The 24,338-nt window shown below is 58.6% G+C and carries 28 protein-coding genes and 2 tRNA genes; 15 read left to right on the top strand and 15 right to left on the bottom strand.

Going from position 1 to position 24,338, the window contains the following annotated elements:
* Positions 1-784 precede the first annotated feature (784 nt).
* Complete coding sequence (locus CFBP4996_RS08295) at positions 785-1,105, top strand: hypothetical protein (protein ID WP_137396236.1); 321 nt, start codon at positions 785-787, stop codon at positions 1,103-1,105.
* 380 nt (positions 1,106-1,485) lie between these two features.
* Positions 1,486-2,055 (top strand): hypothetical protein, encoded by a 570-nt coding sequence (locus CFBP4996_RS08290; protein WP_003522434.1) that lies wholly within the window; start codon positions 1,486-1,488, stop codon positions 2,053-2,055.
* Between the two features lie 91 nt (positions 2,056-2,146).
* On the opposite strand, the gene CFBP4996_RS08285 is transcribed toward CFBP4996_RS08290, so the two are convergent.
* Entirely contained in the window at positions 2,147-2,500 is a 354-nt protein-coding gene (locus tag CFBP4996_RS08285) for a nuclear transport factor 2 family protein (protein ID WP_003522435.1), read from the bottom strand.
* A gap of 396 nt (positions 2,501-2,896) precedes the next feature.
* Here CFBP4996_RS08285 and CFBP4996_RS08280 point away from each other — a divergent pair, with 396 nt between their 5' ends.
* Entirely contained in the window at positions 2,897-3,499 is a 603-nt protein-coding gene (locus CFBP4996_RS08280; protein ID WP_003522436.1) for a J domain-containing protein, read from the top strand.
* A gap of 8 nt (positions 3,500-3,507) precedes the next feature.
* On the opposite strand, the gene CFBP4996_RS08275 is transcribed toward CFBP4996_RS08280, so the two are convergent.
* Both CFBP4996_RS08275 and CFBP4996_RS08270 read right to left on the bottom strand, forming a co-directional pair.
* Positions 3,508-4,116 (bottom strand): DUF922 domain-containing Zn-dependent protease, encoded by a 609-nt coding sequence (locus CFBP4996_RS08275; protein WP_080851537.1) that lies wholly within the window; start codon positions 4,114-4,116, stop codon positions 3,508-3,510.
* Between the two features lie 159 nt (positions 4,117-4,275).
* A complete protein-coding gene (locus tag CFBP4996_RS08270; protein WP_080851539.1) occupies positions 4,276-4,731 on the bottom strand; it encodes a PRC-barrel domain-containing protein in 456 nt (151 codons plus the stop codon).
* Between the two features lie 141 nt (positions 4,732-4,872).
* Here CFBP4996_RS08270 and CFBP4996_RS08265 point away from each other — a divergent pair, with 141 nt between their 5' ends.
* On the top strand, positions 4,873-5,298 hold the full coding sequence (locus CFBP4996_RS08265) for a DUF1801 domain-containing protein (protein ID WP_080853132.1): 426 nt from the start codon (positions 4,873-4,875) through the stop codon (positions 5,296-5,298).
* A 37-nt stretch (positions 5,299-5,335) separates the two neighbouring features.
* Here the strand turns inward: CFBP4996_RS08265 and CFBP4996_RS08260 are convergent, their stop codons facing one another.
* Positions 5,336-6,304 carry an alpha/beta hydrolase gene (locus CFBP4996_RS08260; RefSeq protein ID WP_080851542.1) on the bottom strand — a complete coding sequence of 323 codons (969 nt, stop codon included), beginning with the start codon at positions 6,302-6,304 and terminating at the stop codon, positions 5,336-5,338.
* Positions 6,305-6,480: 176 nt separating this feature from the next.
* On the opposite strand from CFBP4996_RS08260, the gene CFBP4996_RS08255 reads away from it, so the two are divergent.
* A complete protein-coding gene (locus CFBP4996_RS08255) occupies positions 6,481-7,080 on the top strand; it encodes a hypothetical protein (RefSeq protein ID WP_080853133.1) in 600 nt (199 codons plus the stop codon).
* Positions 7,081-7,208: 128 nt separating this feature from the next.
* On the opposite strand, the gene uvrB is transcribed toward CFBP4996_RS08255, so the two are convergent.
* Positions 7,209-10,175, bottom strand: coding sequence for an excinuclease ABC subunit UvrB (gene uvrB, locus CFBP4996_RS08250; protein ID WP_080851545.1), 2,967 nt, complete (start codon positions 10,173-10,175; stop codon positions 7,209-7,211).
* Positions 10,176-10,443: 268 nt separating this feature from the next.
* Between uvrB and CFBP4996_RS08245 the strand changes: the two genes are divergently transcribed.
* Positions 10,444-10,797 carry a DMT family protein gene (locus CFBP4996_RS08245; RefSeq protein ID WP_059759571.1) on the top strand — a complete coding sequence of 118 codons (354 nt, stop codon included), beginning with the start codon at positions 10,444-10,446 and terminating at the stop codon, positions 10,795-10,797.
* A 107-nt stretch (positions 10,798-10,904) separates the two neighbouring features.
* Complete coding sequence (locus CFBP4996_RS08240; RefSeq protein ID WP_080851548.1) at positions 10,905-11,327, top strand: GNAT family N-acetyltransferase; 423 nt, start codon at positions 10,905-10,907, stop codon at positions 11,325-11,327.
* Positions 11,328-11,344: 17 nt separating this feature from the next.
* Here the strand turns inward: CFBP4996_RS08240 and CFBP4996_RS08235 are convergent, their stop codons facing one another.
* Positions 11,345-11,728, bottom strand: a complete 384-nt coding sequence (locus CFBP4996_RS08235; RefSeq protein ID WP_080851551.1) for a winged helix-turn-helix transcriptional regulator — start codon at positions 11,726-11,728, stop codon at positions 11,345-11,347.
* A 154-nt stretch (positions 11,729-11,882) separates the two neighbouring features.
* On the opposite strand from CFBP4996_RS08235, the gene CFBP4996_RS08230 reads away from it, so the two are divergent.
* Both CFBP4996_RS08230 and CFBP4996_RS08225 read left to right on the top strand, forming a co-directional pair.
* Positions 11,883-12,494, top strand: coding sequence for an NAD(P)-dependent oxidoreductase (locus CFBP4996_RS08230; RefSeq protein ID WP_080851554.1), 612 nt, complete (start codon positions 11,883-11,885; stop codon positions 12,492-12,494).
* 12 nt (positions 12,495-12,506) lie between these two features.
* Positions 12,507-12,983, top strand: a complete 477-nt coding sequence (locus CFBP4996_RS08225; protein WP_080851557.1) for a nuclear transport factor 2 family protein — start codon at positions 12,507-12,509, stop codon at positions 12,981-12,983.
* Positions 12,984-13,049: 66 nt separating this feature from the next.
* On the opposite strand, the gene CFBP4996_RS08220 is transcribed toward CFBP4996_RS08225, so the two are convergent.
* The 4 genes from CFBP4996_RS08220 to CFBP4996_RS08205 all read right to left on the bottom strand — a co-directional run bounded on the left by CFBP4996_RS08220 (position 13,050) and on the right by CFBP4996_RS08205 (position 16,383).
* A complete protein-coding gene (locus tag CFBP4996_RS08220) occupies positions 13,050-14,414 on the bottom strand; it encodes a PepSY-associated TM helix domain-containing protein (protein WP_080851560.1) in 1,365 nt (454 codons plus the stop codon).
* A 47-nt stretch (positions 14,415-14,461) separates the two neighbouring features.
* Complete coding sequence (locus CFBP4996_RS08215) at positions 14,462-14,866, bottom strand: DUF2946 family protein (protein WP_080851561.1); 405 nt, start codon at positions 14,864-14,866, stop codon at positions 14,462-14,464.
* Between the two features lie 160 nt (positions 14,867-15,026).
* The gene (locus CFBP4996_RS08210; protein WP_077981754.1) at positions 15,027-15,419 is read right to left on the bottom strand and encodes an acyl-CoA thioesterase; all 393 of its coding nucleotides are present in this window, start codon (positions 15,417-15,419) and stop codon (positions 15,027-15,029) included.
* Positions 15,420-15,495: 76 nt separating this feature from the next.
* Positions 15,496-16,383 carry a TrmH family RNA methyltransferase gene (locus tag CFBP4996_RS08205; RefSeq protein ID WP_080851563.1) on the bottom strand — a complete coding sequence of 296 codons (888 nt, stop codon included), beginning with the start codon at positions 16,381-16,383 and terminating at the stop codon, positions 15,496-15,498.
* A gap of 209 nt (positions 16,384-16,592) precedes the next feature.
* On the opposite strand from CFBP4996_RS08205, the gene CFBP4996_RS08200 reads away from it, so the two are divergent.
* A tRNA-Tyr gene (locus CFBP4996_RS08200) sits at positions 16,593-16,677 on the top strand.
* A gap of 25 nt (positions 16,678-16,702) precedes the next feature.
* Positions 16,703-16,776 (top strand) — tRNA-Gly (locus CFBP4996_RS08195).
* A gap of 43 nt (positions 16,777-16,819) precedes the next feature.
* Here CFBP4996_RS08195 and CFBP4996_RS08190 read toward each other — a convergent pair.
* Together CFBP4996_RS08190 and CFBP4996_RS08185 are read right to left on the bottom strand one after the other, a co-directional pair.
* Positions 16,820-17,086: a site-specific integrase gene (locus CFBP4996_RS08190; protein ID WP_162935848.1), complete on the bottom strand. Its 267-nt coding sequence runs from the start codon at positions 17,084-17,086 to the stop codon at positions 16,820-16,822.
* A gap of 750 nt (positions 17,087-17,836) precedes the next feature.
* Positions 17,837-18,802 (bottom strand): hypothetical protein, encoded by a 966-nt coding sequence (locus CFBP4996_RS08185; protein ID WP_080851564.1) that lies wholly within the window; start codon positions 18,800-18,802, stop codon positions 17,837-17,839.
* Between the two features lie 80 nt (positions 18,803-18,882).
* On the opposite strand from CFBP4996_RS08185, the gene CFBP4996_RS08180 reads away from it, so the two are divergent.
* Positions 18,883-19,146, top strand: coding sequence for a DnaB-like helicase N-terminal domain-containing protein (locus CFBP4996_RS08180; protein ID WP_080851565.1), 264 nt, complete (start codon positions 18,883-18,885; stop codon positions 19,144-19,146).
* A gap of 76 nt (positions 19,147-19,222) precedes the next feature.
* Here the strand turns inward: CFBP4996_RS08180 and CFBP4996_RS08175 are convergent, their stop codons facing one another.
* On the bottom strand, positions 19,223-19,417 hold the full coding sequence (locus CFBP4996_RS08175; RefSeq protein ID WP_035263387.1) for a hypothetical protein: 195 nt from the start codon (positions 19,415-19,417) through the stop codon (positions 19,223-19,225).
* 129 nt (positions 19,418-19,546) lie between these two features.
* Positions 19,547-19,873 carry a BA14K family protein gene (locus CFBP4996_RS08170; protein ID WP_080851567.1) on the bottom strand — a complete coding sequence of 109 codons (327 nt, stop codon included), beginning with the start codon at positions 19,871-19,873 and terminating at the stop codon, positions 19,547-19,549.
* 317 nt (positions 19,874-20,190) lie between these two features.
* On the opposite strand from CFBP4996_RS08170, the gene CFBP4996_RS08165 reads away from it, so the two are divergent.
* Both CFBP4996_RS08165 and CFBP4996_RS08160 read left to right on the top strand, forming a co-directional pair.
* The gene (locus CFBP4996_RS08165; RefSeq protein WP_035263391.1) at positions 20,191-20,640 is read left to right on the top strand and encodes a hypothetical protein; all 450 of its coding nucleotides are present in this window, start codon (positions 20,191-20,193) and stop codon (positions 20,638-20,640) included.
* 627 nt (positions 20,641-21,267) lie between these two features.
* Positions 21,268-21,636, top strand: coding sequence for an MliC family protein (locus CFBP4996_RS08160; RefSeq protein WP_080851568.1), 369 nt, complete (start codon positions 21,268-21,270; stop codon positions 21,634-21,636).
* 470 nt (positions 21,637-22,106) lie between these two features.
* Here the strand turns inward: CFBP4996_RS08160 and CFBP4996_RS08155 are convergent, their stop codons facing one another.
* Positions 22,107-22,739, bottom strand: coding sequence for a TerC family protein (locus tag CFBP4996_RS08155; protein WP_035263395.1), 633 nt, complete (start codon positions 22,737-22,739; stop codon positions 22,107-22,109).
* 402 nt (positions 22,740-23,141) lie between these two features.
* Here CFBP4996_RS08155 and tuf point away from each other — a divergent pair, with 402 nt between their 5' ends.
* Positions 23,142-24,317 carry an elongation factor Tu gene (tuf, locus tag CFBP4996_RS08150; RefSeq protein WP_003525183.1) on the top strand — a complete coding sequence of 392 codons (1,176 nt, stop codon included), beginning with the start codon at positions 23,142-23,144 and terminating at the stop codon, positions 24,315-24,317.
* Positions 24,318-24,338: the final 21 nt, after the last annotated feature.

Here is a 24,338-nt window from a genome sequence, read left to right as displayed (position 1 = left end):
TAAGACGACTTGGTGTCGCGTGCAATCCAATTATGACCAAACGAATTGTCGAGCGGGTGCTACCCTCTCTTATGCTTGGCACCCTCAATAGTCGCGAGATTCCATCGGTATTGACCATGACGCCTACCAGTCACGAAATTCGACAAGTCTTTTGGAAAGATGAAGCAATCGTAAGCTCCTTTGACGGCGAAATAGCGCGAAGCGGCTCAGTTCGGCCCCGGGTGCGCGACTTACACACCGTGCGCGTCATAAAAAATTCATGGTCCCGTTCGTTGACCTTAAAGAGTTCACGTGTAAAAAACCGCCAACCAAGTTGGGCAGGAGGTGGTCGAGACCTCCCGCCCTTGACGGTCAAGCGTCAGTGTCTTGGTTTATCTTGGGGGCCGTCTCTGAAAATTGAGATGGCCCTTTTCATTTCCGAAATGCTGTGTCCCGCGTAGTAATATGAGACACAGGCAAACATGACCGCCAACATTATCGCTTTGAGCATCTTGTGCCCTCCACTCATTTGTTGACTTTTGTGAACCCACATTTGCGTTGGTTTACGTTCGCACACATGTCCTTTTAGTGTTTCAGCTTCATGACATTTCAACGTCAGTTCGATGACGCATCTAAGTGAGACTGTGTCCCATCTCTAAATGGCCGAAGGCAATATTCCTGGCGTTATTGGAAAGATCGGTAGCGGTCGGATTTCGATACTGTGTTACTTTAGCTTGACATGCACTTTGTCAAAGGTTGTATTTCGCGGGCGATTAAATCTAAGGGGGTGGTGATGTAGGTTCATATGGATGAGAATGGCTTGCGAATGAAATCAAGCGGCCGAGTAGCTGTTGAACAGCAGGGGCAGGTTATCCTCGCACAGATCAGGGCCAAAACAATCCAAAAACTTGGGCTTTTCTGCCTTGCGGGTGTGTTTCTCATTGGGGCGTCGCTAATCGTTGTGTTCGCGCCTGAAGGCAGAGAAACCCTTTCATCCTTCATAGGCGTTGGTTTGGTGGTCGCCGCCGCTGGAAGTGCCGGATACGGCCGTTTTGGCGTAAAGGTACCGGGAGTTGAGGCTGCATTTGGTGGCGCGGATAAGGCCCGCGACAATGAGCTTCCTTAACACCCAGCCGGGCGTTAAAAAACTGGAGGTGGTGTCGCAATTGTCAGTGCGGAGACGATAATCTCCCTGCCGCAAGGTCTCACTCTGGACAGTTGGCGCAGGTGCTTCATCATTTCTCGCACGTCCGGCCAGTGTCAGCTTTATGTTTGCCCATGTCGCAGTGCAAATATGGCTCGGTCGAGCTGTTGCTGGTGGCTGAGTTTTGACCAAATTGGAGCTCGCGTTTCCGGTCCGCTAACCGGGGAACTCTCGCATCAGGAAGCCGGTCCAGTCCGCTAGAAGGCGAGATCGGGAAGGGCGGGGCATCCGCCAGAGTTGTAAAGCCCGAAGGTTTAAGCATATTGTTCGGCGGATAAGTTGAGCAACAGCGGGCGCTTTCAATGGATGCATATGGTCATTTGCGGATATTGGTAAGCCTCATCCTCGGCCTGGCCATTACCAGGGTGTTGTCCGGACTTTCCAGAAGGCTGCAGGAGCCGCAGAAAACCGACCGCATGCACGCGCAGATCGTCTGGTCGATTGTCCTGCTTCTTGGAGCTGTCCATTTCTGGTGGTGGGAGTTTGCCCTGCGGCTGATCCACAACTGGAATTTCTGGATTTACATTTTCGTTCTGGTCTACACGTCGCTGTTCTTTTTGATGTCGACGCTGCTTTATCCCGATCACATTCAGGAGCTGTCCGAACGGGAAAGTTTTTTCGTGCGCAGGCGACATGCGTTCTTTGCCCTGTTTGCGGCCTCGTTCGTCTTCGATCTGGTGGACACCTACATCAAGGGCAGGGAACATTTCGAACAGCTCGGGCCATGGTATCTGGCAAGGATAGTCGGCGGTCTGCTTATCGCGATTGTGGCGATGAGAACCGATAGCAGCCGCAAAATCATGTGGCTTGGTGTTATCTGGCTCTTCTTTAACGCGCTGTGGATAACGGCGATCTACAGCGACCTGTTCTAGCTCCTTCAGCGGCGAAATAACCGGATCGCGAGCCGCGGCTGCGAGTGGAACGCGCAAGCGCACAATGCGGGGTGGCGGTTTCGATGATCGCCTACGGCTTTATGTGATAGAGCTTGTGCACGATAGACCAGTTGCCGTCGCGTTCCAGCAGGGAGAGATATTCGTAAAAATCCATACCGTCGAAACGGGTCGTCAGCTTCACCGAGGCGCTGTCGCCTTCCTTGTCGATGCCCATGATTTCAAAAGCGGGATCGTGATCGGGGAGGCCGCGTTCGCTTTTGCGCATCTGGTCGACAAAGTCCTCCAGGGACAGCCATTCGATCTCGCCTTCGAAGGTTCCGACGATGCTGGCGCGCGGGTCGAAAACGTCACGCATCAGGCTCTCATCCGCATAGGCCATGGCATGGACATAGTCCGTGACGGTCTGGGTAATCGTTTGCGGCATCGGATCGTCCTCCCTTCTAATCCAAAGGCCAAGCTTACACCCGTTGACGTCTTTCCACCATAACCCCCTGAAAACGCGCCGGTTACGCTTCTTCCTGCGGTGTTTTCCGGCCGGTTGCGGCAGGCGCGGTGCGGAACCGTGCGGCATGTTTTGCCGCCGCTTTCCACAATTTTGTCCTCCCTGTCATTATAGTCGCCTTGGGTCCGACAAATTTCGGCATCAAGGGCTTTTTCGCCCGTTCCGATGCGGCGCGCCGCGAGGCTTTGTGTGGGCTTTGCCGGTTTAACCGCCGGGGCGGGGTGCCGCGCCGGGCGGAATTGGCCTATGATCCGCCCGCGTGCCAGACGGGAGCGGTGTTGGGCATGCGGGTAACAGTTTGCGTTTGAAGGTGTTTTTGTGATTGATCCCTATGTTTTGCTTGGCGTGGAGCGCGATGCCGACGAGGCGGCGATCAAGTCGGCCTACCGCAAGGTGGCCAAGGCCGCGCATCCCGATAGCGGCGGCGATGCCGAGCAATTCGCGCGCCTGCAGACGGCCTATGAGCTGCTGAAGGATCCGGTGCGCCGTAAGGTATTCGACGATACCGGCTACGATCCGCAGCTTGCCGACGCCAAGGACCTCAAGGGCCTGCTGATGCTGGAAACGCTGGTGAATGAATTCATTCTGGACGAACGCGAACCCGGCAGTTTCGACCCCGTGGCCGCCATGCGCCGCAAGCTGACCGACGATATTCTGAAAAGCCGTTTCCATATTCTCGAGCTGGAACGGCACCGCACGCGGGTTCGCAAACATATGGACCGTCTCGGCCGCAAGCCGGAAACCGATGTGCTGAGTTCGATGCTGCGCGCCCGCAGCCAGTCCATCGCCGAAGCCATCCGTAATGCCGAAGCCCAGATCGAGGCAATCGAACAGGCCTATACGATGCTCGAAGGTTATTCCTACGAGCTGGAAAGCGTGACGCTGGCCGAGCCCTTGCTGAAAGGCGAGGCGGCGGAATAGGCGGCCGTTCAGGGGCCGTTGACGAGGGCGAGGATGAGTTGATGCACCCGTCCGCCGGGGGAAAGCTCGTCCCGGTCGAAATCGCGGCCGCGCTGGCGCTGTTCGTTGGAAAGCTCACCCAGACGCTGTTGCAGAACGGCGCGCACCTTCTGGCATTTGGCATCGTTCTCCGCCCTCAGCCCGATGCTGAAGGCCTCGATCTTTTTCACCATGTCGAGAATATGGTCACCATGGACGCGTTCATGGGTTTCCACGCCGGAGATGAATGTCCTCCAGCTGGCGGCGACGGCGGGTGGCAGACTGGCCGGCGCTTTCGGCCAGGTGTAGATGATGGTGAGATTGGGCCTTGCGGTGGCCAGCACGCAGGCACCATCCGGCTGCGGACGGTAATCCCGCCGCCATGTGAGCTTGAAGGTGGTGTGGGCAATGGCCTGCACGCCGGCGGTCGGACCGCGTTCGCCAATCGATTGATAAAGCGCACCGCCCGTATTGCCGCTGATGGCATAGGTTTTTATCTGCTCGGCCGGTTTCCAGTCGGCCGCCTGCGCTGACAGAGGCAGGGCGCTGAGCGTGATGGCGGTGCTGATGGCAAAGGAAAAGAGGCTATTGGCGGGCACGCAGCGATCCTTGGTGATTTGCGCGCCGAAGATAGGCGAGAGGCGCGCCGTCAGGCAAGGGCCCTCCGGTGGGGAGCGTCGGGTTTTCCGATAGGGCGCCACATATGAAAACCCCCGCGACAGGGCGCGGGGGGACAAGCTTGCGGACTGCAGGGGTAATCAGTCGTCCAGCTTGTCGTAATCGAGCTTCGGAGCGTTCTGAAGCGCTTCTTTGGTGGTGTCGACATAGGCCTTCCAGGTGCCGTTGTCGTTGTGGACCGCAACGGAGGCCGGGTCGAGCACCACATAGCTCTTGTCGATGCCGAGGAAACCGCCGACGCTGGCTACAAGGCCGATCACGGACTTGCCGTCGCCGATGACGACATCCTCGATTTCGCCGATGTTTTCGTTCTGGGCGTTATAGATGTCCATGCCATCGAGTTGGGAGGCGGTGAGGTCGGTCTTCTGGACATTGACGAACTTCAGCCGGCCGCTGGCCTTGGTGCCCATGGTAATGCCGGGGCCGGACAAAGTGGCGTCCGCGCCGGCAGCAGGAGCAGTAGTGGCCGTCTGGGCAAAAGCCACGGAAGAGGAGAGCGCTGCTGCCGCAGCGAGAGCGATGACATTGATTTTCATGATGTTTCTTCCCTTTGTATGCTGAACGTTGCGTTCGGGGAGGAAACGACGGGAGGCGGATTTGGTTCCTCATGGGAGGACAGGAAAATTTCGTCTATGCTGAAAAAAGGAACAGGCTTGCATCGAAATCGGGAGGATGCCATGGCGAAAAACACGGTGGGGAAAGATGCGGAGGAGACCGCACCATCGGACTTCATCGACCGGAAAATCGCGGAGCTCGGCGACTGGCGCGGTGAGACGCTCGCGCATATTCGCGCGGCGATCAGGAAGGCCGATCCGGAGGTGGTGGAAGAGGTGAAATGGCGCGGCGTGCCGGTCTGGTCGCATGCGGGCATCCTCTGCACCGGCGAAACCTACAAGAGCGCGGTGAAGATGACATTCGCCAAGGGCGCCTCGCTAGAGGACCCGGCGGGGCTGTTCAATTCGAGCCTTGAGGGCAATATGCGGCGGGCGATTGATTTTCACGAGGGGGATGTCGTGGATGAGGAGGCGCTGGCGGCGCTGATCAGGGCGGCGGTGGCGTTGAACGCGGTGGGGAAGAGCGGGAAAAAGCGGGCCGGAAAATAATAGGATCTACCCGGTGACGAGAAAGAGGCTCCACGCCTCAATCCTTGGCTTTGTCGGCAGCCTTGTCCCATTCCCCATCGATGAACTTCAGCGCGTCGATAATCGAGACCTTCCACACCGACCAGACGTGATCGCCATCGGTCACGCGCAGCTCGGATTTGCGCTTGTCGGCCTGCAGCGTCTCATGCAGGGCGATGGCGCCGCGCCAGAGGAAGAAGCCGTCATCGTCGCCGACGGTCAGATAGGTGGCGGGCAAATCCTGGCTTTCGGCGACATGTTGCGCCATGAGGGTGAAGACGTTCTTTTCGTTGAAGAGCCTTGCATCGAAAGGTGTGCCGAAGGCGCCGGAGAAATGGTCGCCGGTTGAGGGAAGCACGATGCCGCTGGTGACGGTGGTGCGGTCGACCCGGTGGAAAAAGGCGCTGTCCTGAATGAGCTTGAGTTCGGCGGGTGTTTTATCGAGATCGGAGGCGGGGACATTCTGCCAGATGGCGCCCGACAGGCTGGCCACGGCGCCATAGAGGTCTTCATGGCCATAGGCGAGATGCAGGGCGCCGAAACCGCCCATGGAGAGGCCGGCGATGGCGCGGCCTTCCCGATCTTTCCGCACCGGCAGCGTTTTTTCGATCTGGTGGCGCAGATCGCCGGTCAGGGCGGTTTCGTAATCGCCTGGGCCGCCGACAGCGGCGGAATCCACATACCAGCTGTTTTTCACAGCGGGCATGACGACAACCAGCGGGCGGATGGCGCCGGCAGCGATGAGCGTATCGAGTGTCTTTTCGATATTGCCGAGATCGCGCCAGCTGTTTTGGTCGCCATCATGGCCGTGCAGGAGGTAAAGTACCGGCCAGCCGTTTTCCGGCGGCGCGCCGTCCGGGCGATAGATGTTCACGGGAAGCGGCGCGTTCAGGGCGGGACTATGGAAGGTCGCATCCTCGATCTGTCCGGCAAAGGCCGGGGTGCAGGTGACGAGGAGGCAGAACGTCGCCAGATTTTTTCGATACATGCGGTCGCTCCCTGCTGCCATTTCCAGAACATATCAACGTGCGCGCGCACTGGGCGTTCCGGAACCCATAATGTTGCGGCAATGTCGCCCGCGCAAGTTTGCGCGCGATGCAACGGCTTCGGAAAACCCGATCCGGCGACCCTTCCGCATCGCGCTGCAGCTTTCAGGTTTTGACCATGATAAAATTGACATTATCGCATTTCACACGATTGCTTGTTTTGCTCCTGCTTCTTTCCGGCTGCATGACAGTGCCGATTTCCAGCATTCCCAAGCTCATGCGGCTCGATTTTCTGACAATGAATTTCGAGCATGTGCGGGTGGGGCTGCAGCTTCCTTCCTATCTTTCGTTGCGCTCCGGCGATGCCGTGATGATCGCCCGGAGCCGGACAGATGGGTTGGAAGGCGAGACGGTCTATACCTATACGCTGGTAGAGGATACGGATGCCGCTGCCCTTGCAAGGTTCCGGCCGGAAAAACGGGTGGGAACAGCCGCGACCGTGTGGCGGATTAAGCCTGAGGACGTTGCCGGGCTCGCGGAACTGCAGGAGCGGGTGCGCCGTTCCCGCATTCAGGGACCGCGTATCAGGGGTAGTACGGAGATCAAGATATTGAAGGCCTGCCTCACGGGCGCGTTTCCCGCCGGTCCGATCTATTCCTCGACCTATATCAAGCCCGCGGAAAACGAAGATTATATTCCCGCATCGATAGATAACGATCTGGTCAAGCTATTCGGACCGACCGAGATCAGGTCGCTAATCAGGCAATGCGAGAACTGACGGCGATTGCCGAGTGTCTGGATGCCTTGTCCCGTTTCAGGTTTCCGTACGGCCTCCCGAAACTTCGCATATGGAGCAGCGGGTACGTTAACCCGCTGTCCGTCAGGTCGACCTCGTGTCTTCGTGCGTCAGCGCCCCGGCCGGCCCGTCTTGCCCTTGGTTCGGCTCTTGCGCTTCTGCTCGCCGGCGTCCTCATAGGAACCCGCGCCGATCTTGCCGCGCACCAGCGGCCTCGGATCGTCCGTGGCGCGCTCCGGCTGGCCTTCCAGCAACGGTGAGAACCGTTTGCCGGGCTCGGTCTCGGGCTTGTCGGGCACCGCGCCGCGCACGGGTTTTTCGGTCCTGCCCACCGTCATCTCGTCCAGCGTGTTCCTGCGGAACAGCGGTTTTCCCGCATCCGAGCCGGGGCCCATTTCATCCAGCGAGGGTTTGGCGAAGAGGGATTTGCCGCTTTCGTTCGCTGCGGCGCCCGCATCTGTCCTGCTGGACGTCTCACCCTCCGGCGGGGAGATCGACAAGTGGCTGCGTCTGTTGTTCTTTCCGCCGCCTTCGATGGCGCGGGCCTCCTCCTTGGCCATCGGGTCGTCCATGGTGGCCAGTTCGGCGGCCTTGAGGCGTTTGATTTCGTCGCGCAGGCGGGCGGCTTTTTCGAAGTCGAGATCGGCGGCGGCGTCGCGCATGGATTTTTCCAGCGCGTTGAGATGGGCCTGAAGATTGTTGCCGACCAGATGGCCGCCATCGGCGAAGCCCTTGCCGGAAACGCCAGAAATATCGGCCCTTACGTGATCGCGCTCATAAACAGAATCAAGAATGTCCGAAATCTTCGCCTTGACCGATTCCGGCGTGATGCCGTGTTCGGCGTTATAGGCCATCTGCTTTTCGCGGCGGCGGGAGGTTTCCTCCATCGCCCGCTTCATCGAGCCGGTGATATTGTCGGCATAGAGGATGACCTTGCCGTCGACGTTACGGGCGGCGCGGCCGATGGTCTGGATCAGCGAGGTTTCCGAGCGCAGGAAGCCTTCCTTGTCGGCATCGAGGATGGCGACGAAACCGCATTCGGGAATATCGAGACCTTCGCGCAGCAGGTTGATGCCAACAAGCACATCGAAAGCGCCGAGGCGCAGATCGCGGATGATCTCGATGCGCTCCAGCGTGTCGATATCCGAGTGCATATAACGGACGCGAACACCCTGTTCGTGCAGATATTCGGTCAGGTCTTCAGCCATGCGCTTGGTCAGCACGGTGCAGAGCGTGCGATAGCCCTTGGCGGCGGTCTCGCGGATTTCGCCGAGGACATCGTCGACCTGACTGCGGGCGGAGCGCACCTCGACCGGCGGATCGATGAGGCCGGTCGGGCGAATGACCTGTTCGGCGAAGACGCCGCCGGACTGTTCCATCTCCCATGAGCCGGGGGTTGCCGAAACCGCCACGGTGAGCGGGCGCATCGCATCCCATTCCTCGAAGCGCAGCGGCCGGTTGTCCATGCAGGAGGGCAGGCGGAAGCCGTATTCGGCCAGCGTCGCCTTGCGCCTGAAGTCGCCGCGATACATGCCGCCGATCTGGCTCACCGAGACGTGGCTTTCGTCGATGAACAGAAGTGCATTATCAGGGATATATTCGAACAGGGTCGGCGGCGGTTCGCCGGGATTGCGGCCGGTGAGATAACGCGAATAGTTCTCGATGCCGGCGCAGGAGCCGGTCGCCTCCAGCATTTCCACATCGTAGCGGGTGCGCTGTTCCAGCCGCTGGGCTTCCAGCAGGCGTCCGGCCTTTTCCAACTCGGCGAGGCGGCCCTTCAATTCTTCCTTGATCGACTTGATCGCACCGTTGAGCGTCGGGCGCGGGGTGACATAGTGCGAATTGGCGTAAATCTTGACGGATTGCAGCTCGCCGGTCTTCTGGCCGCTCAGCGGGTCGAATTCGGTGATGGAATCGATCTCGTCGCCGAACATCGAGATGCGCCAGGCGGCATCTTCAAGGTGGGCCGGGAAGATTTCGATGGTATCGCCGCGCACGCGGAACGAGCCGCGCTGGAAATCCATGTCGCGGCGTTTGTATTGCTGGGCCACGAGGTCAGCCAGGAGCTGGCGCTGGTCCAGCCGGTCGCCCACCTGCATCTGGAAGGTCATGGCCGTATAGGTCTCGACCGAACCGATACCGTAGATGCAGGAAACCGAGGCGACGATGATGCAGTCGTCGCGTTCCAGCAGCGAGCGGGTGGCGGAGTGGCGCATCCGGTCGATCTGTTCGTTGATCGAGGATTCCTTCTCGATGAAGGTGTCGGAGCGCGGCACATAGGCTTCCGGCTGGTAATAATCGTAGTAGGAGACGAAATATTCCACCGCATTGTCGGGGAAGAAGTTCTTGAACTCCGAATAGAGCTGCGCGGCCAGCGTCTTGTTGGGGGCGAGGATGACGGCCGGGCGCTGCGTCGCCTCGATCACCTTGGCCATGGTAAAGGTCTTGCCCGAGCCGGTGACGCCGAGCAGCACCTGGCTGCGTTCGCCGGAATTGATGCCTTCCACGAGGTCGTTGATGGCCGTCGGCTGGTCGCCGGCGGGCTGGTAGTCCGAGGCCATGCGGATGGCGACGCCGCCTTCCGATTTCGGCGGGCGGGCCGGGCGGTGCGGCGTCCAAAGCTTGCCGTCCTTGAACAGCGGATTGCCGCTCTCGATCAGTTTCGACAGCGCGTCCACCGTGGCGGTGACGGCGCCCGGCGCGAGGTTGGCGGCATCCTCCAGCGATACGTCCATGCCGGCGACCGGATTGAGACCGGCGGCGGCGCGGGTTTTCGGATCGCTCGATGCGCCGATGGAAACGCCGCGTGCGGTCTTGGAGGCCGTGGTGTTCTTGGCCGTCTTCGGGGGGGCTTTCTGGGCCTCCTTGCGCGCCTCGATCTCGATCTTCTTGCGGTGCTTGCCTGCCTTCGAGGCGATTTCGCGCTGGGTTTCCACAGAGGACGCCTCCGCTTCCGCCTCAAGCTGCTTCACCCAATCGGCGACGCTGCCGCTAAGCGGCGCGCCTTCGAAGGACGATTGCGGAGCTTCCTCGAAGCCCGAGGGCGAGGAGGTGGAGTTTTTCGGTGATCTGGCCATGGGTGAAATATGGAGGGAGTCACGCATAAAGGGAAGGGGATGTGGTGAAAAAATGAGTACAAAAAGGAAACGAAGCGTGCGGAACAAAATTCGGCCGGATGCGTTGCGTAGCGGCTGAAGACAGCTTTGTTCAAATCCGTAGGAAATCGATTCCGGTTTTCGGGCGGATGCGCTAGAGCAAATCCATACGGGCGGAATGAGGGTTCCCTTCTGACTGCCTTCTCCTGCCGCATTTCATGACATCCCTCCCTTTTTTCCAGGATCCATCATGCCGTTCTCAATCAGCCCTGCCCATATCTGGCCTGTCCTGATGCTTGTCGCCTCCAATGTTTTCATGACCTTCGCCTGGTACGGCCACCTCAAGCACAAGGGCAGTGCGCTTTTCCTGGCGATTGTCGCCAGCTGGGGCATCGCCTTCTTCGAATATGTGCTTGCCGTTCCCGCGAACCGCATCGGTTCTGAGGTCTATTCCACCGCGCAGCTCAAGACCATTCAGGAAGTCATCACGCTCGCGGTCTTCGCGCTGTTTTCGATCTTCTGGCTGAAGGAAAGCATCACTATCAATCACGTGATCGGTTTTGCGTTGATCGCTTTCGGCGCTTCCTTCATTTTCCGCTCCTGAAAAGGAATAAATACCCCGGCGCCTTGCCGGCCCGGAACCAGTCGCAACGGATATGAGGTGATGTATCGATGAAAATACGGCCTGCGAAAGTTGACGATGCAGCCGGAATGGCGGCGGTTCAGAACGAGATATTCTCGGCCGGCCTCCGAAAAGCGCCGACGGATATAACGGCGGTGCTGGAGAATTACATCCAGCACGCCGACCGTATCGAATGCTCGGTCGCCGAGGATGACGACGGGCGTATTCTGGGCTTCCAGTCGCTGCGTTATGCGCGGACGGACAATCCCTATGGCGTGGCGGAAGGTTGGGGCATCATCGGCACCCATGTCAGCCCGCAGGCAGCACGAAGAGGCGTGGGATCCGCCCTCTTCGCGGCAACGCGCAGGGCGGCGGAGGCGCGTGGCCTTAAAAATATCGACGCCAGCATCGGCGCGGACAACATGCTCGGGCAAAGCTATTACGACGCCATGGGATTTATGACCTATCGCCAGCCGGCGGGGCTGGTCTGCAAGGTTTACCGGCTGGGCTAGACGCGGCCTGCTTCCGGTCAGCCGCGACTGTCGTTTTCGGAATATAGCAGGCGGGCCTTGCAGATGCGAACGTGGTTCTCGTCAGCCCATTGCACCAGCAATTGCATCGGCACCAGAAACGAGCGGCCGAGATTGGTCAGCTCATATTCCACGCGCGGCGGCACCTCGGCATAAAGCGTGCGGCGGATGAAGCCATCCTCTTCCAGCCGTTTCAGCGTGCGCGACAACATCTGCTTGGAAATATCGTCGATCCTGCGGTTGAGCTCGTTGAAGCGCAGCACGCCGCCCTGCAGGGCTTCCAGAACCAAAAGGCTCCATTGATCGCCGATACGGTCCAGCACGTCGCGGATGGGGCAGGGCTGGTCGAAGGCAAAAACTTCTTTCGTCTGCGTATCCGCCATGTCCTTACCCCTTGCCCTTTTTACCCTTGCAGGTCATCGCCATGTGACCAGATCAGCCGCCGCTGACTTCTTGCGGCTATGGCTGCGATACCATAGCTCTTCTTCGCGGTCTATAATCTAGACCGGTAACGATAGTGACAAGAGGAAAGAAGCCATGGCTAAAATCGCGCTCATCGGCGCTTCCGGCAATGCCGGGTCCCGTATTCTGAAGGAACTTTCCGACCGGGGACATCAGGTGACGGCAATCGCCCGCAATCCCGAAAAGATCGCCAGCCTGCCGAATGTGGTGGCAAAGAAGGGCGATGTTTTCGATCAGGCAGGGCTTTCGGAACTGCTGAAGGGTCACGATGCCGTGATCAGCTCGGTGCATTTCACCGCCAGCGATCCGGCAACGCTGATCGAGGCCGTGCGCGCCTCCGGCGTTCAGCGCTATCTCGTTGTCGGCGGCGCCGGCAGCCTTGAAATCGCGCCGGGCCAGCGTGTGGTCGACCTGCCGGATTTCCCGGCCGCCTACAAGGTTGAGGCTACCAAGGGTGCGGAGTTTCTGGACCGGCTGAAACAGGAAAAGCAACTCAACTGGACCTTCCTGTCGCCATCCGCCGAATTCGTGCCGGGCGAAAGAACCGGCAAATTCCGCATCGGCAAGGATAATCTCCTCAGCAACGATGAGGGCAGCCGCATTTCCTTCGAAGATTATGCCATCGCGCTTGTCGATGAAATCGAGAAGCCGCAGCATTCCCGCCAGCGTTTCACCATCGGTTATTGAGAGGTATCACCCATGAATTTCGTAACACGCCGTCTTGCCATCGCCACCCTTGCCCTTGCACCCGCGCTGATGGCCGCACCGGTTCTGGCGCAAACCGCAGCGCGGGACTTCGCGCAGGAAGAAGCCAACCGCAAACTGGTAATCGAGTTTTACGACACGGTCTTCAACAAGCATGATGTGGCGAAGGGCGCCACCGTCCTCGTCGACGGCTACAAGCAGCACAACCCGATGGTGCCGGACGGCAAGGCGCCGTTCGTCAATTATTTTACCGGCTTCTTCAAGGAGAATCCGCAGTCGAAAGCGCGGATCGTTCGCAGCGCAACGGATGGCGATCTGGTCTATCTGCACATCCATTCGACGGAAAATGAAGGCGATCGCGGTAGGGCCATCGTCGATATCTTCCGGGTCACCGATGGCAAGATCACCGAGCACTGGGACGTGATCCAGGAGGTGCCGGAAAAGGCGGCGAACAACAATACGATGTTCTGAGGGCCGTTGCCGTCGCATTGCCGATAACAGGGAACAGCCGGGATTTTCGCCCGGCTGTTTTCATTTTCAGATCGCGCGTCGTTTCTGGCGCGACTGTACGATCAGATCCAGCACCAGCATGGCCAGCAGGCTCGCGCCCACCAGCGGGAAAATGATGCCGCCGATGGCGAGTATGGCGAGCAGACCGTGCAGGACGCGTTTTTCCTGCGGCAGGGGTGGCACGCCGAGTGACCCTTTCGGACGGCGTTTCCACCACATGATGCCGGCAGACACGGCAAGCAGCACAATGCCGATACAGGCCGCCAGAAGCACGATCTGGTTGGCGAGGCCATATTGCTGGCCCAGATGTACGTTGATGCCCCATTCCAGCGCTTTGCCGAGCGGGCCGTAATCGACGTAGCCCATATCGATCAGCGGCTTGCCGCTATATTGATCGAGATGGACGACACGTTGCTGCGCCAGATCGTTGGGATAGACGGAGCCGCTATAAACGCCCGTCGGTTTTCCCGGCAGGGAGACAGCGTAACCGGCGGCAAGACCGAGCGCGTCGAAACGTGCTATCGCCTCGTCGATCCCAATTGGCTGGCCTTCGGCGGAATGCGTGGATTCCGGTATTTTCGCCTGCTCCAGCGACCAGCTCGTCTTCGCCACGTGATCGAGATGTTCGCCCGACATCGGAACATCGGTGCGAATGCCCGCCGGATATCCGAAGTTGCTGCCGTTCGCCCATTCATTGACCTTCGCGCCCCAGACGCCTGACCAGGGCATGCCGGTGACCGCAAGGAAAACGATGAAAAAACCGACGAAAATGCCGGTGACGGCATGGGTATCGCGCCAGAACACCCGCTTTTTCGGCGTGCCGCGCACGGTCACGACACCGCCGGTCTGCTTTCGCGGCCACCAGAGATAGATGCCGGTGGCGACAAGAAGGATGGACCAGCCGGCGGCGATCTCGATCAGATAGCGGGCATAGGTACCGAAATATTTCAGACTGTGGAGATAGCGGATCGTCCACATGACGGTGCCGCGATCCGGCAGGGAGCCCGTAACCTCTCCGGTATAGGTGTTGACATAGACGGCCCGCTTTCCATCCGCCGTATTGACGGTGATTTCCGTCGACGCGCCGGGATCGGCGGGGGTGGTATATTTGACGGCTGTGCCGGGAACGGCCGCAAGTGCTGCACTCACGATCTCGGAAGGCAGCGCTTTCGGCGCATTTTGCGCCACTTCGATCCGCTTGAGGTCTGAATGGATGAGATTATCGAACTCGTCCCGGAAGAGATAAAGCGCACCGGTGACGGCGAGCGATATCATGAAGGGCAGGACGAGGAGACCGGCGTAGAAATGCCAGCGCCATACGGCGCGGTAAAGATTTGCGGACGAGGAATGCGCAGGCGCACGCTCGCCCTCGAAAGAGGTCGTAACGGACATGGATGTCTCCGCAAGAGAATTGATTTTCCGGCAGGCCGGACAGTGTTCTAGCGCTGCGGAGCGGAGGGAGGTGCGCGTGGGCGCGATTCCAGATTGGGCGGCGATGGCGGCAACGCCGCGTCGACGTTCAGGAAGGCGACTTGGACCGCAGGGAGAATATTGTCCGCGCGCTCGATGGGAATATCTGGAAGAGCGGCGACCGTGGCCGAAGCCAGACGGCAGAGCGTGCCGCAACAGTCGTCGGCGATCTTGCCGGCGGGGTTCTGTTTGCCGGAGCCGCCTTCCGGCATATGGCTGGAACAGATGATCTCATCCGCCGCCAGCGCGGCCATCGCCATATTGCCGCTGGTCAGGCCGTTGGCGAGCCCCTGCAAAAGGAAAAGCAGAACCGCCAGCATGGCGATGGCGCCAGCCGAACTTCTGTCCTGCATGATCCTGCGAATGAATCCCATGCAATCGGAATGTCATATTTGCGGCGAAATGTCACCGTGACACAATGACGGGAAGGGAGGGGCAATAACGATCCGGCAAGGCGTGGGATGCCGATGCTGCTTGTTGTTATATATGCTGCTTAAATGGAGTGCGGCGCTGGAGCCCAGCGCCGCAGCGCGCTTATTCCGCTGCCGGAATGGGCGTGGGTTGTCCGTTTTCGTCCATCGCCACCATGATGAAGGTTCCGGCGGTGACTTTTTCCAGCTTGTCATAACGCGACCGCTGCGCCCAGGCTTCCACCGTCAGCGTGATGGAGGTGCGGCCAACGCGGGCGATGTCGGTATAGATGGACAGCGTATCGCCGATCTTCACCGGCAGTTCGAAGGCCATTTCCTTGACCGCCGCTGTGACCACGCGACAGCGGGAACGCTCCGCAGCACGGATGCCGCTCGCCAAGTCCATCTGCGACATGACCCAGCCGCCGAAAATATCGCCGGCCGGATTGGCGTCGGCCGGCATGGCGAGCGTTCTTAGCGTCAGCTCGCCGGTCGGTTTGATGGTCTGGTCGGTCATGTTGAGATTTGCTCCGTGCGAATGACAAAGGCGCAGCATGCGTTGCGCTTTGCGATTTCGCAAGGAAGGCGAAGCGTCAGGACGACGCTTTGCCCAGAAATTGCTGCGTTGCATAAAGGGCGATGGCTGCCGCATTCGAAACGTTGAGCGATTTGATCTCGCCGGGCATATCGAGACGGGCGAGCGCCGAGACGGTTTCGCGCGTTTTCTGGCGCAGGCCCTTGCCTTCGGCGCCCAGCACCAGCGCGATTTTTTCACCGCTGAACGTCTGCTCGATGGGGGCGGGGCCTTCGGAATCCAGACCGACGGAGAAGAAACCGAGCTTGTGCAGCTCGCCCAGCGCATCGGCCAGATTGGTGATCTGGATATAGGGAATGAGTTCCAGCGCACCGGAAGCCGATTTCGCCAGCACGCCCGACTCGGTCGGACTGTGGCGCATGGTGGTGATGACGGCGCCGGCGTTGAAGGCGACCGCCGAGCGCATGATGGCGCCGACATTGTGCGGATCGGTCACCTGATCGAGCACGAGAATAAGCGGGCTGTCCTTCAGCGCGCCGAGACGCTTGACCGGCAGCGGTCGGGTTTCCAGCATCACGCCCTGGTGGATGGCCTCGGGGCCGAGCACACGGTCGATATCCTGCGGCGAAACCATCTCGACCGGGAAGGGCTGGGCATCCGCCTCGCCGATATCCAGCCGCACAAAGGCGTTCTGGGTGACGGAGAGTTTGACGATCTGCCGTTCGGGATTGGCGAGTGCCGCACGCACGGTATGCAGGCCGTAAAGATGCACCTGATCGGGCGCAAGCTGCGGCGGTTTCCAGTCGTCTGCGCCACGGTTCTTGCGCTTCGGCTGCTGCGGGGTCGGAATTTCGCCACGCTCGCGCTTGGCGTCGCGCACGGCGCGGCGCAGGTTGGCATAGTGCGTGTCGCGGGTGGATTTGTTCTTGGGATCGTCTTTGCTCATGGCGCCTTATATCTCTGCCGGGAGGCGCGCACCAGCCCCCGCGATAATCCACAGGGCCGTAAAGAGGTTTGAATTTTTTCCCGAAAATTCGTGAAAGGGCGTGTTGACAGAAACGAACGAGGCCGTCATATACGCGCCACAGACGACGCAACGGCGCTTCGCCGCAGCGAAATCTGAAGAGCTTGGTCGCTCGATCCTAGCAGAAAGCTGGAGGGATGCCCGAGTGGTTAAAGGGGACGGACTGTAAATCCGTTGGCTACGCCTACGTTGGTTCAAATCCAACTCCCTCCACCATTCTGCACGGATCGAAATCACCACCGCGGGTATAGCTCAATGGTAGAGCAGCAGCCTTCCAAGCTGAATACGCGGGTTCGATTCCCGCTACCCGCTCCAGCTTAAATTTCAATAACTTATCCCTATTTTTGTAGCTGAAAAATCACGACTGTTTTACAGTTGGTTTTACATTTTCTGTTCGCGTTCTGGCCTCGTTCAGCTGGCGAATCATCTCCTTCGTAGCGGAATTTCTACCCACATATCGGCGGATGATTTTCTCTACTGCTTCCTCTTCCCACGCCATTACTTCCGCAATCATTCTGATCGACAGGCCGGCGACGTAGAATTTTGTAGCAGCGATTCCGCGCAGGTCATGGAAATGCAGATCGGAGTCGAGCATCTTTGCTTTTTCTTTCGCGCGCCAAAACATCGTATTGCATCCATCCTGCTTCTAGGGCTTTTTCTTCGTGCTAGTGAGGAATGACGGGCGACCTCTTCGGGATATTCGCCAGAACGTCGTTCAAGGCGTCGTAGCGCGGGATTATTGCCTCGCGCCTGTGCTTGCTCTTCCCTGTCGTGATTACAACGGCGTCTGGTTCAACGTGCGACCATGGGCGGCACAGAAAATTCCCAACGCGCAGCCCTGTATGAGCGGCTAGATCGATCACCCATCTAATCTCGTCCGAAACATCTGCTTTCACCTGCGCCATATCGGAATCGGTCCAGATGATTTCTGATCGGTCGGAGCTATAGAGGCGCTTGATCCCCTCTGCCGGGTTGGAACTAAGCTTTCCCATGGGATACGCCATGCGATAGGATGCGGGAAAGAACCTGCATACCTGTATCGGCAGCTCTCGGCATGTTGCTGTATTGGCCACGCCATTGGCGAATGCTCGGGCGAATTTTATCTGTCCGGCTGAACTGCGCGATGCTCCAATTTCCGAAGTGCTCTGAAATTCGATCTATCCAAGGTGCCTAAGTGCGCTTCATCATCCTGCCGGCAAAAAAAGGCCGCCCGAGACAATGCGGCCGAAGCTGCTGCGCTCGCTGTATGCTGGCGTGGCGTCGAGATCCACGCGGGCCGGTATCGACCGGCATTCCAAGACTTTCTCCAGCAGCGCAACGAGCGCGCACCGTCGGGCTGTCTGTTTGCGGGGGTGGGCGCATAATGGGCATCGTACTACTTCAGGAGCATTTTTTCGCTAGATCCATCTCTCGCCTCGAGGTGTTCAGTCAGCAACCGCAGAGTTGCTTGAGAAGGAGGGTGATCCGCATGATAGTAACAGCCCTCGAAACTGGATCCTTCGATATCAATTGCGATATCAGCTGCGCTGAAATCGCAATTGATAAATCGGTTATTCTTGCTGTTTGCGGCAATCTTGAGCACAAGAGAATCCTCAATTTTGCAATCGATGAGCGTGACGTCGGAACTGGCGAATATTGCTTTTTCGACATCACAGTCCTCCAGATTTGTAGTGGCCACGAAGTAGATATTATCCAGCTCAGCGTGTTTCAAGAATATGTTGCTCGCGCCTTGTTTTTTAAGCTGACGTGCATCGGCTTCATTTCTTCCAGCCCAGAAGCTGATGCGTTTGAGCATTGCGTTACATGCGAGAAAGTACTCAAGCGCCTCTCGTTTTTCGTGATATTTAATAAACTGATAGAGAATGTTCTCGGCGGCAAATGCAGAGACATCGTCGTCAGTTTGTTGGAGGACCGCTTCCAGAATGTGAACCCCTGTTGTTCGCTTGGAGGACTTGTCGTCGTCAAGCAAAGAGCCACCTTTTTCTACAAATCCAAGGTTTTCGGAAGACTGATTGAGTTGAAGTTGTTTATCCGCGTGTTGAAGCTGTCGCTCAGTGCGGATGCCTTGCGCGATCATTTCATCGACTTGCTGTTTAGCAATCCAGCTCCTCCAAATGGCGAGTGGAAGGCCTATCACGCCAAGAAGAAAAAGGCCGATGTTACGCACGACCTCGGAGCGCTGCGCGAGGCTGTCGATCCTGGCCCCGTCTGCCGAAATTATTTCGGCTACTCCGATAAGCCCACCCGAAACAACAACCGCGGCGAATACAACCAAGACCAAGCCAACAGCATCCACACCAGCACGTTCATCAGCCACTTCCACGCTTTTCTTGTCAGCCATCAAATTACCCACCCTATCAGCCTGTCGCTGGCTTCGGCTGATTCTATGTCTAGTTGCAATAGGGAGGCAGCGCGAACACAATGAACCACAAATTTATCCCTGCGAACAAAGAGGCGGAGCAGGCTCTGCTTGGCGCACTGCTGATGAACAACCAAGCGTTGGACGCGATCAAGGTGCCGCTGACATCGGCGCACTTATCCGAAAAAGTGCATTCCGAGATTTTCGATGCGGTCCAGATGCTAGTGCACGCTGGCCGATTGGCTAACCCGGTAACAATGAAGCCTCTGATCAATGAAACGATGGTGGCTGATCTCACGATCGCCAAATACCTCGCCCTTGGATGAGCCAAGGCGCATTCAGTGACATGGTGTCGGCTGTTATCGCGACTGAATACGACAGGGCTCCATGCAGAACGCGTCTTCAGGATGGCTCCAGCGCTGACTGGATCCGCAGTTTTTCCGCGTCCAGTTCGCTCAGCCTTCCCATATGCGCCGTGATTTCCTCAAAGATCGAGGTGCGATCCGTTTTCGACAGGCGCTCCACGCGACGCAGGGCCGTGATGACCTCGATCAGATCAAGTCGCTCCTGCTCAAGCTTTTCCAGATTCCAGAACATCGCGTTTTCCCCGTTGGCACGCCTTCAAACGGCTGGCCGGGCAAAAGGTTCAGATCAGTAGAATTTAAGGTAAATTTTATCTTGTCGGCAACGGCCCGGGCTGGAGATGCAGCCCGGGCCTCAGCCGAATCAATAGGGTGAGCGGCACTGCGTCCGCGTGCCGGCAGGAGCCATGTAGCTGTTGTCGGTGGGGTGGTAGGATGTGTAACGCGCCGCACACCATTTTATATGGTCGATTTCGGCTTGAGAGAGGGCGTAGCCGTTGGGCGTGGCCTCTTCGCCTTTCCCCGCCGCAAAGGCAGACGCGGGGTAGCCTCGCTGATCTGAATTCTGCGCCTGCGCCTGTGTTTCGTAGGCCGGCTGTATGAGGCTCAACCCATGGGCGGGCACGACAGCAGCGGCAGATATCGCGACGCCAAGAGCGAGCGCGGAGATGGTCTTCGGCATCCTCAACATCGATAAATCCTCGTTATTCGTTCGGTATGCTAACGAAAACTTAGGAAATTCGTTCCGGTGAAGGGTTGACGCCACACGAACACGTGATTCTCCGGGCTGGGCGCGGGAGGCGGTTGAAGCGGCAATATCGGGGTGCTCCCGGTCCTGCGGCGGCGTTTATGATGACGGTGCGATGCTGCCTTCACCGGGAAGACGGTGTGTCCGGCAAGCAAGTTCCATTCCCACCTGCTTCGCTTCCCGTCCTTTCGCACTGCTCGTTGACAAGCGGAAAATCCGGTCAGATAGTCGGCCGGCAATCATGCAAACGGGAGTCTTCAATGTTTAACAGGGTTGTCATTCTCTCATCCTTTGCGCTGCTGGCATCGGCGGCGTTTGTCTCCCCCGCAGCCGCACTCACCATGAAGGAGTGCAGCGTGAAATATCAGGCGGCGAAAGCCGACGGGTCGGCCAAGGACGTCAAGTGGAACGACTATCGCGCCAAGTTCTGCGGCAGCGAGGCGGCAGCCGAGGATGCGGCCGACGACAAGCAGGTCGCGGCCACCACCGAAAAAGAACCCGCAAAAGCGACGACAAAGGCCCCGAAGGGCGTCGCTTTCCCGAGTGCTGTCGATAAGAAATATTCAAGCGAGACGCCCGCAAAGGCCCGCCTGAAAACCTGTGTCGACTCCTATCACAAGAACAAGAATGACGGCACGCTCGGCGATCTGAAATGGATACAGAAGGGCGGCGGCTACTGGAGCCTGTGCAACACGGCCCTGAAGAGCTGAGACAGGCGGGGGCGGATTACCGCCGGCACTGGCGCGTTATCCGACATGGTTTCGGATAACGCGTGAGTCGATTCGGCTGCGATCGTTTGCCCTTGCGCCCTTTTTTCCTTGCCGCCATTCCCGGCAGATGCGGATATCGCTTCTTGTCCGCGATCAGGACCTGATCGCGGATGGCTCCGTTCCTTGATGGGTGGAAACGTGCCGTATGGGGCAACCCCGTTTTCGGGTGGGTAAAATCTGCGAATGGCTTGCGATTCAGTCTCTTGATAGAAAGACTTGACCCTGCGGCTTGATCCGCATCCAGCAATTCAACGGCTGCGGCTGTCCGATGACGGCTCGCCGGCAATGTGGGCGGATGACCAGACGATTTCGAAACTATCTCACCGTGCTGGCCATATCGCTGCTGATGTGGACGGTGATCCTTGGCGTCGTTTATTGGCTGTTTCGATAGGTTTTGCCACAGCTTGCCGGCCTGAATGAAAGTGCCGCAGGGCCTGTGCGGCGACAAAGCCGCCTTATGCCTGCGAGGCCGATATTCCCGAAAATTTGATATGGTGCGAGGCGACCGCCCCATTTCGGCTTTGCTGGCGTGACCTTATGGTTCGGTGAAATCAGGAAAGGGTCATCATGAAAAAATCCGTTGCCGCGACATGCCTTGCAGCTTTCTCCATGTCGGTCGCTACCGGCGCCATGGCTGAAGAGCTGGTGATTCCGCTTCCGAAAGACACGACGGTCGAAAAGGTGGAGACCGTCTATCAATGCGCCGCCGACAAGGTGGAGGCCGTCTATTTCAATGCCGGTGAGATCAGCCTCGTGCGGCTGGGGCTGAAGGATGGTGTCACCGTTGCCGCAAATGTCATTTCCGGCTCGGGCGCGAAATATCAGGGCGGCATTTATGTCTGGTGGTCGAAGGGCGAGGAGGCGGATCTTTACGATCTGATGGCGGATCCGGAGATGAAGCAGCCGGTTCATTGCGTCGAGGCCAGGAAATCCTGAGCGTCTGCTCCTTCCCGCAAAGGAGCGGCGGCAGGGCGGTTTCTGAAAACCTTGCCATGCCGCCGGTCAGCGTGGGAGTGCGCGCGCGGCGCGTTCAGCCAAGAACGAGCGACGCAAGAAGCGCCAGCAGGATAAGAGAGCTGGCGACAACACCGAGCCTCACCCTGCGAAGGCGGCGGGTACGACCGCCGCTCCAGTCATAAGCCATTGGCAGCTTTACCTTTCTTTTTATTATTATGACTTATTGACTAGCTCCCTAGGCTTGCCCGTGGCTGACCTCAATTGTCAGAATCCATCGGCGAAAATTCACGATTTCCCTGTCTTCTCCCGATGTTGCAGCAAGCGCGGCGATTGATTCTTCCTGCCCTGCGACGGCAAAGAGGATGAGGCGACCTGACGGGCGCAGGCCATGAAAAAGGCCCGGAAACGGCGTTTCCGGGCCTTGTGGAGAAGCGTGTCTGCTGGTCGTTTCAGCTCAGATAGGGCTGGAGATAGGGCAGAACCTCGAGCGTGCCGTGATACAGCATGTTGAGGGCGACATAGATGATGACCATCAGGCCGAGATAGGAAATCCAGCGATAGCGGTGCAGCAGCTTGGCGACGAAGTTGGCGGCGAGGCCCATGAGCGCAATCGAAACGACGAGGCCGATGATGAGCACCGTCACATGTTCCTGTGCGGCGCCGGCGACGGCAAGGACGTTATCCAGCGACATGGAAACATCGGCGATGACGATCTGGGTCGCGGCCTGGAAGAAGGTCTTGTGCCCCTTGGTCAGGTCGGCCTCTTCGTCCGTCACCTCGTCTTCGATGGAGCCTGCGGCCTCACGCAGTTCGACCCACATCTTCCAGCACACCCAGGCGAGCAGCAGGCCGCCGAACAATTGCAGGCCGACAATGGCGAGAAGCTGCACGGTGACGGCGGCAAAGCCGATGCGCAGAACCGTGGCGGCGATGATGCCGACCAGGATCGCCTTGCGGCGGAGGTGAGCGGGCAGACCGGCGGCGGCAAGGCCGATGACGATGGCGTTATCGCCCGCCAGCACGAGGTCGATTGCGATGACCTGTAAGAATGCCGTGAAACCGGCAGCTGTGAAGATTTCCATGGGATGGTCCTGAAACGGATAGAGAGGTCGCGAGGGAAGCGACGGATCGAGATATGGCTTGGGATGGCGCGTTCGCGCCGGGTTCCAGTCGCCCGTCTCCCCCCGGCGATGAAATGTCCTTAAGCCATCATGCCGGTGCAGGTAAAGAAGTTGTGATAGAAATATCTTATTTAGTGATCGGCCATTCCGAAGGATGGGGCCATCGAGCGGATGCCCGCTTCGCCCTCGCGAGGGTTTGAATGTCGCAAATCAGATACCATATACGGGCCTCAAGGCACGCTTAGAGCGCGCGCGAAGACGCTTTCACAATTAAGTCTTGCGCATTCGCTTACAAAGCCTTAAACGGCGACACCAAACCGGTACGCCGGGGAAACTACTTCACGTTCACAGGAAGCAATTCACATGGCAAAGAGCAAGTTTGAGCGCAATAAGCCGCACGTCAACATTGGCACGATCGGTCACGTTGACCATGGCAAGACGTCGCTGACGGCAGCGATCACGAAGTTCTTCGGCGAATTCAAGGCGTATGACCAGATCGACGCCGCGCCTGAAGAAAAGGCCCGTGGTATCACGATTTCGACGGCGCACGTTGAATACGAAACGCCTGCCCGTCACTACGCGCACGTCGACTGCCCCGGCCACGCCGACTACGTGAAGAACATGATCACCGGTGCTGCCCAGATGGACGGCGCGATCCTGGTTTGCTCGGCTGCCGACGGCCCGATGCCGCAGACCCGCGAGCACATCCTGCTTGCCCGTCAGGTTGGCGTTCCGGCGATCGTCGTGTTCCTCAACAAGGTCGACCAGGTTGACGACGCCGAGCTTCTCGAGCTCGTCGAGCTTGAAGTTCGCGAACTTCTGTCGTCCTACGATTTCCCGGGCGACGATATCCCGATCATCAAGGGTTCGGCCCTTGCTGCTCTTGAAGACAGCGACAAGAAGATCGGTGAAGACGCGATCCGCGAGCTGATGGCTGCGGTTGACGCCTACATCCCGACGCCTGAGCGTCCGATCGACCAGCCGTTCCTGATGCCGATCGAAGACGTGTTCTCGATCTCTGGCCGTGGTACGGTTGTGACGGGTCGCGTTGAGCGCGGTATCGTCAAGGTTGGCGAAGAAGTCGAAATCGTCGGCATCCGTCCGACCTCGAAGACGACGGTTACCGGCGTTGAAATGTTCCGCAAGCTGCTCGACCAGGGCCAGGCCGGCGACAACATCGGCGCACTGGTTCGCGGTGTTAACCGTGACGGCGTCGAGCGTGGTCAGATCCTGTGCAAGCCGGGTTCGGTTAAGCCGCACAAGAAGTTCAAGGCCGAAGCCTACATCCTGACGAAGGAAGAAGGCGGCCGTCATACGCCGTTCTTCACGAACTACCGTCCGCAGTTCTACTTCCGCACGACGGACGTAACGGGCATCGTTACGCTTCCGGAAGGCACGGAAATGGTTATGCCTGGCGACAACGTGACCGTTGACGTCGAGCTGATCGTTCCGATCGCGATGGAAGAAAAGCTGCGCTTCGCTATCCGCGAAGGCGGCCGTACCGTCGGCGCAGGCATCGTGGCTTCGATCGTCGAGTAATCTTTTCCCGCAAGGGATTTG

This window comes from Agrobacterium leguminum, assembly GCF_005144435.2.
GTDB classification, from domain to species: domain Bacteria; phylum Pseudomonadota; class Alphaproteobacteria; order Rhizobiales; family Rhizobiaceae; genus Agrobacterium; species Agrobacterium leguminum.
Note: the sequence above shows the minus strand (reverse complement) of the source record. Positions and strands in the feature narration are given on the sequence as shown.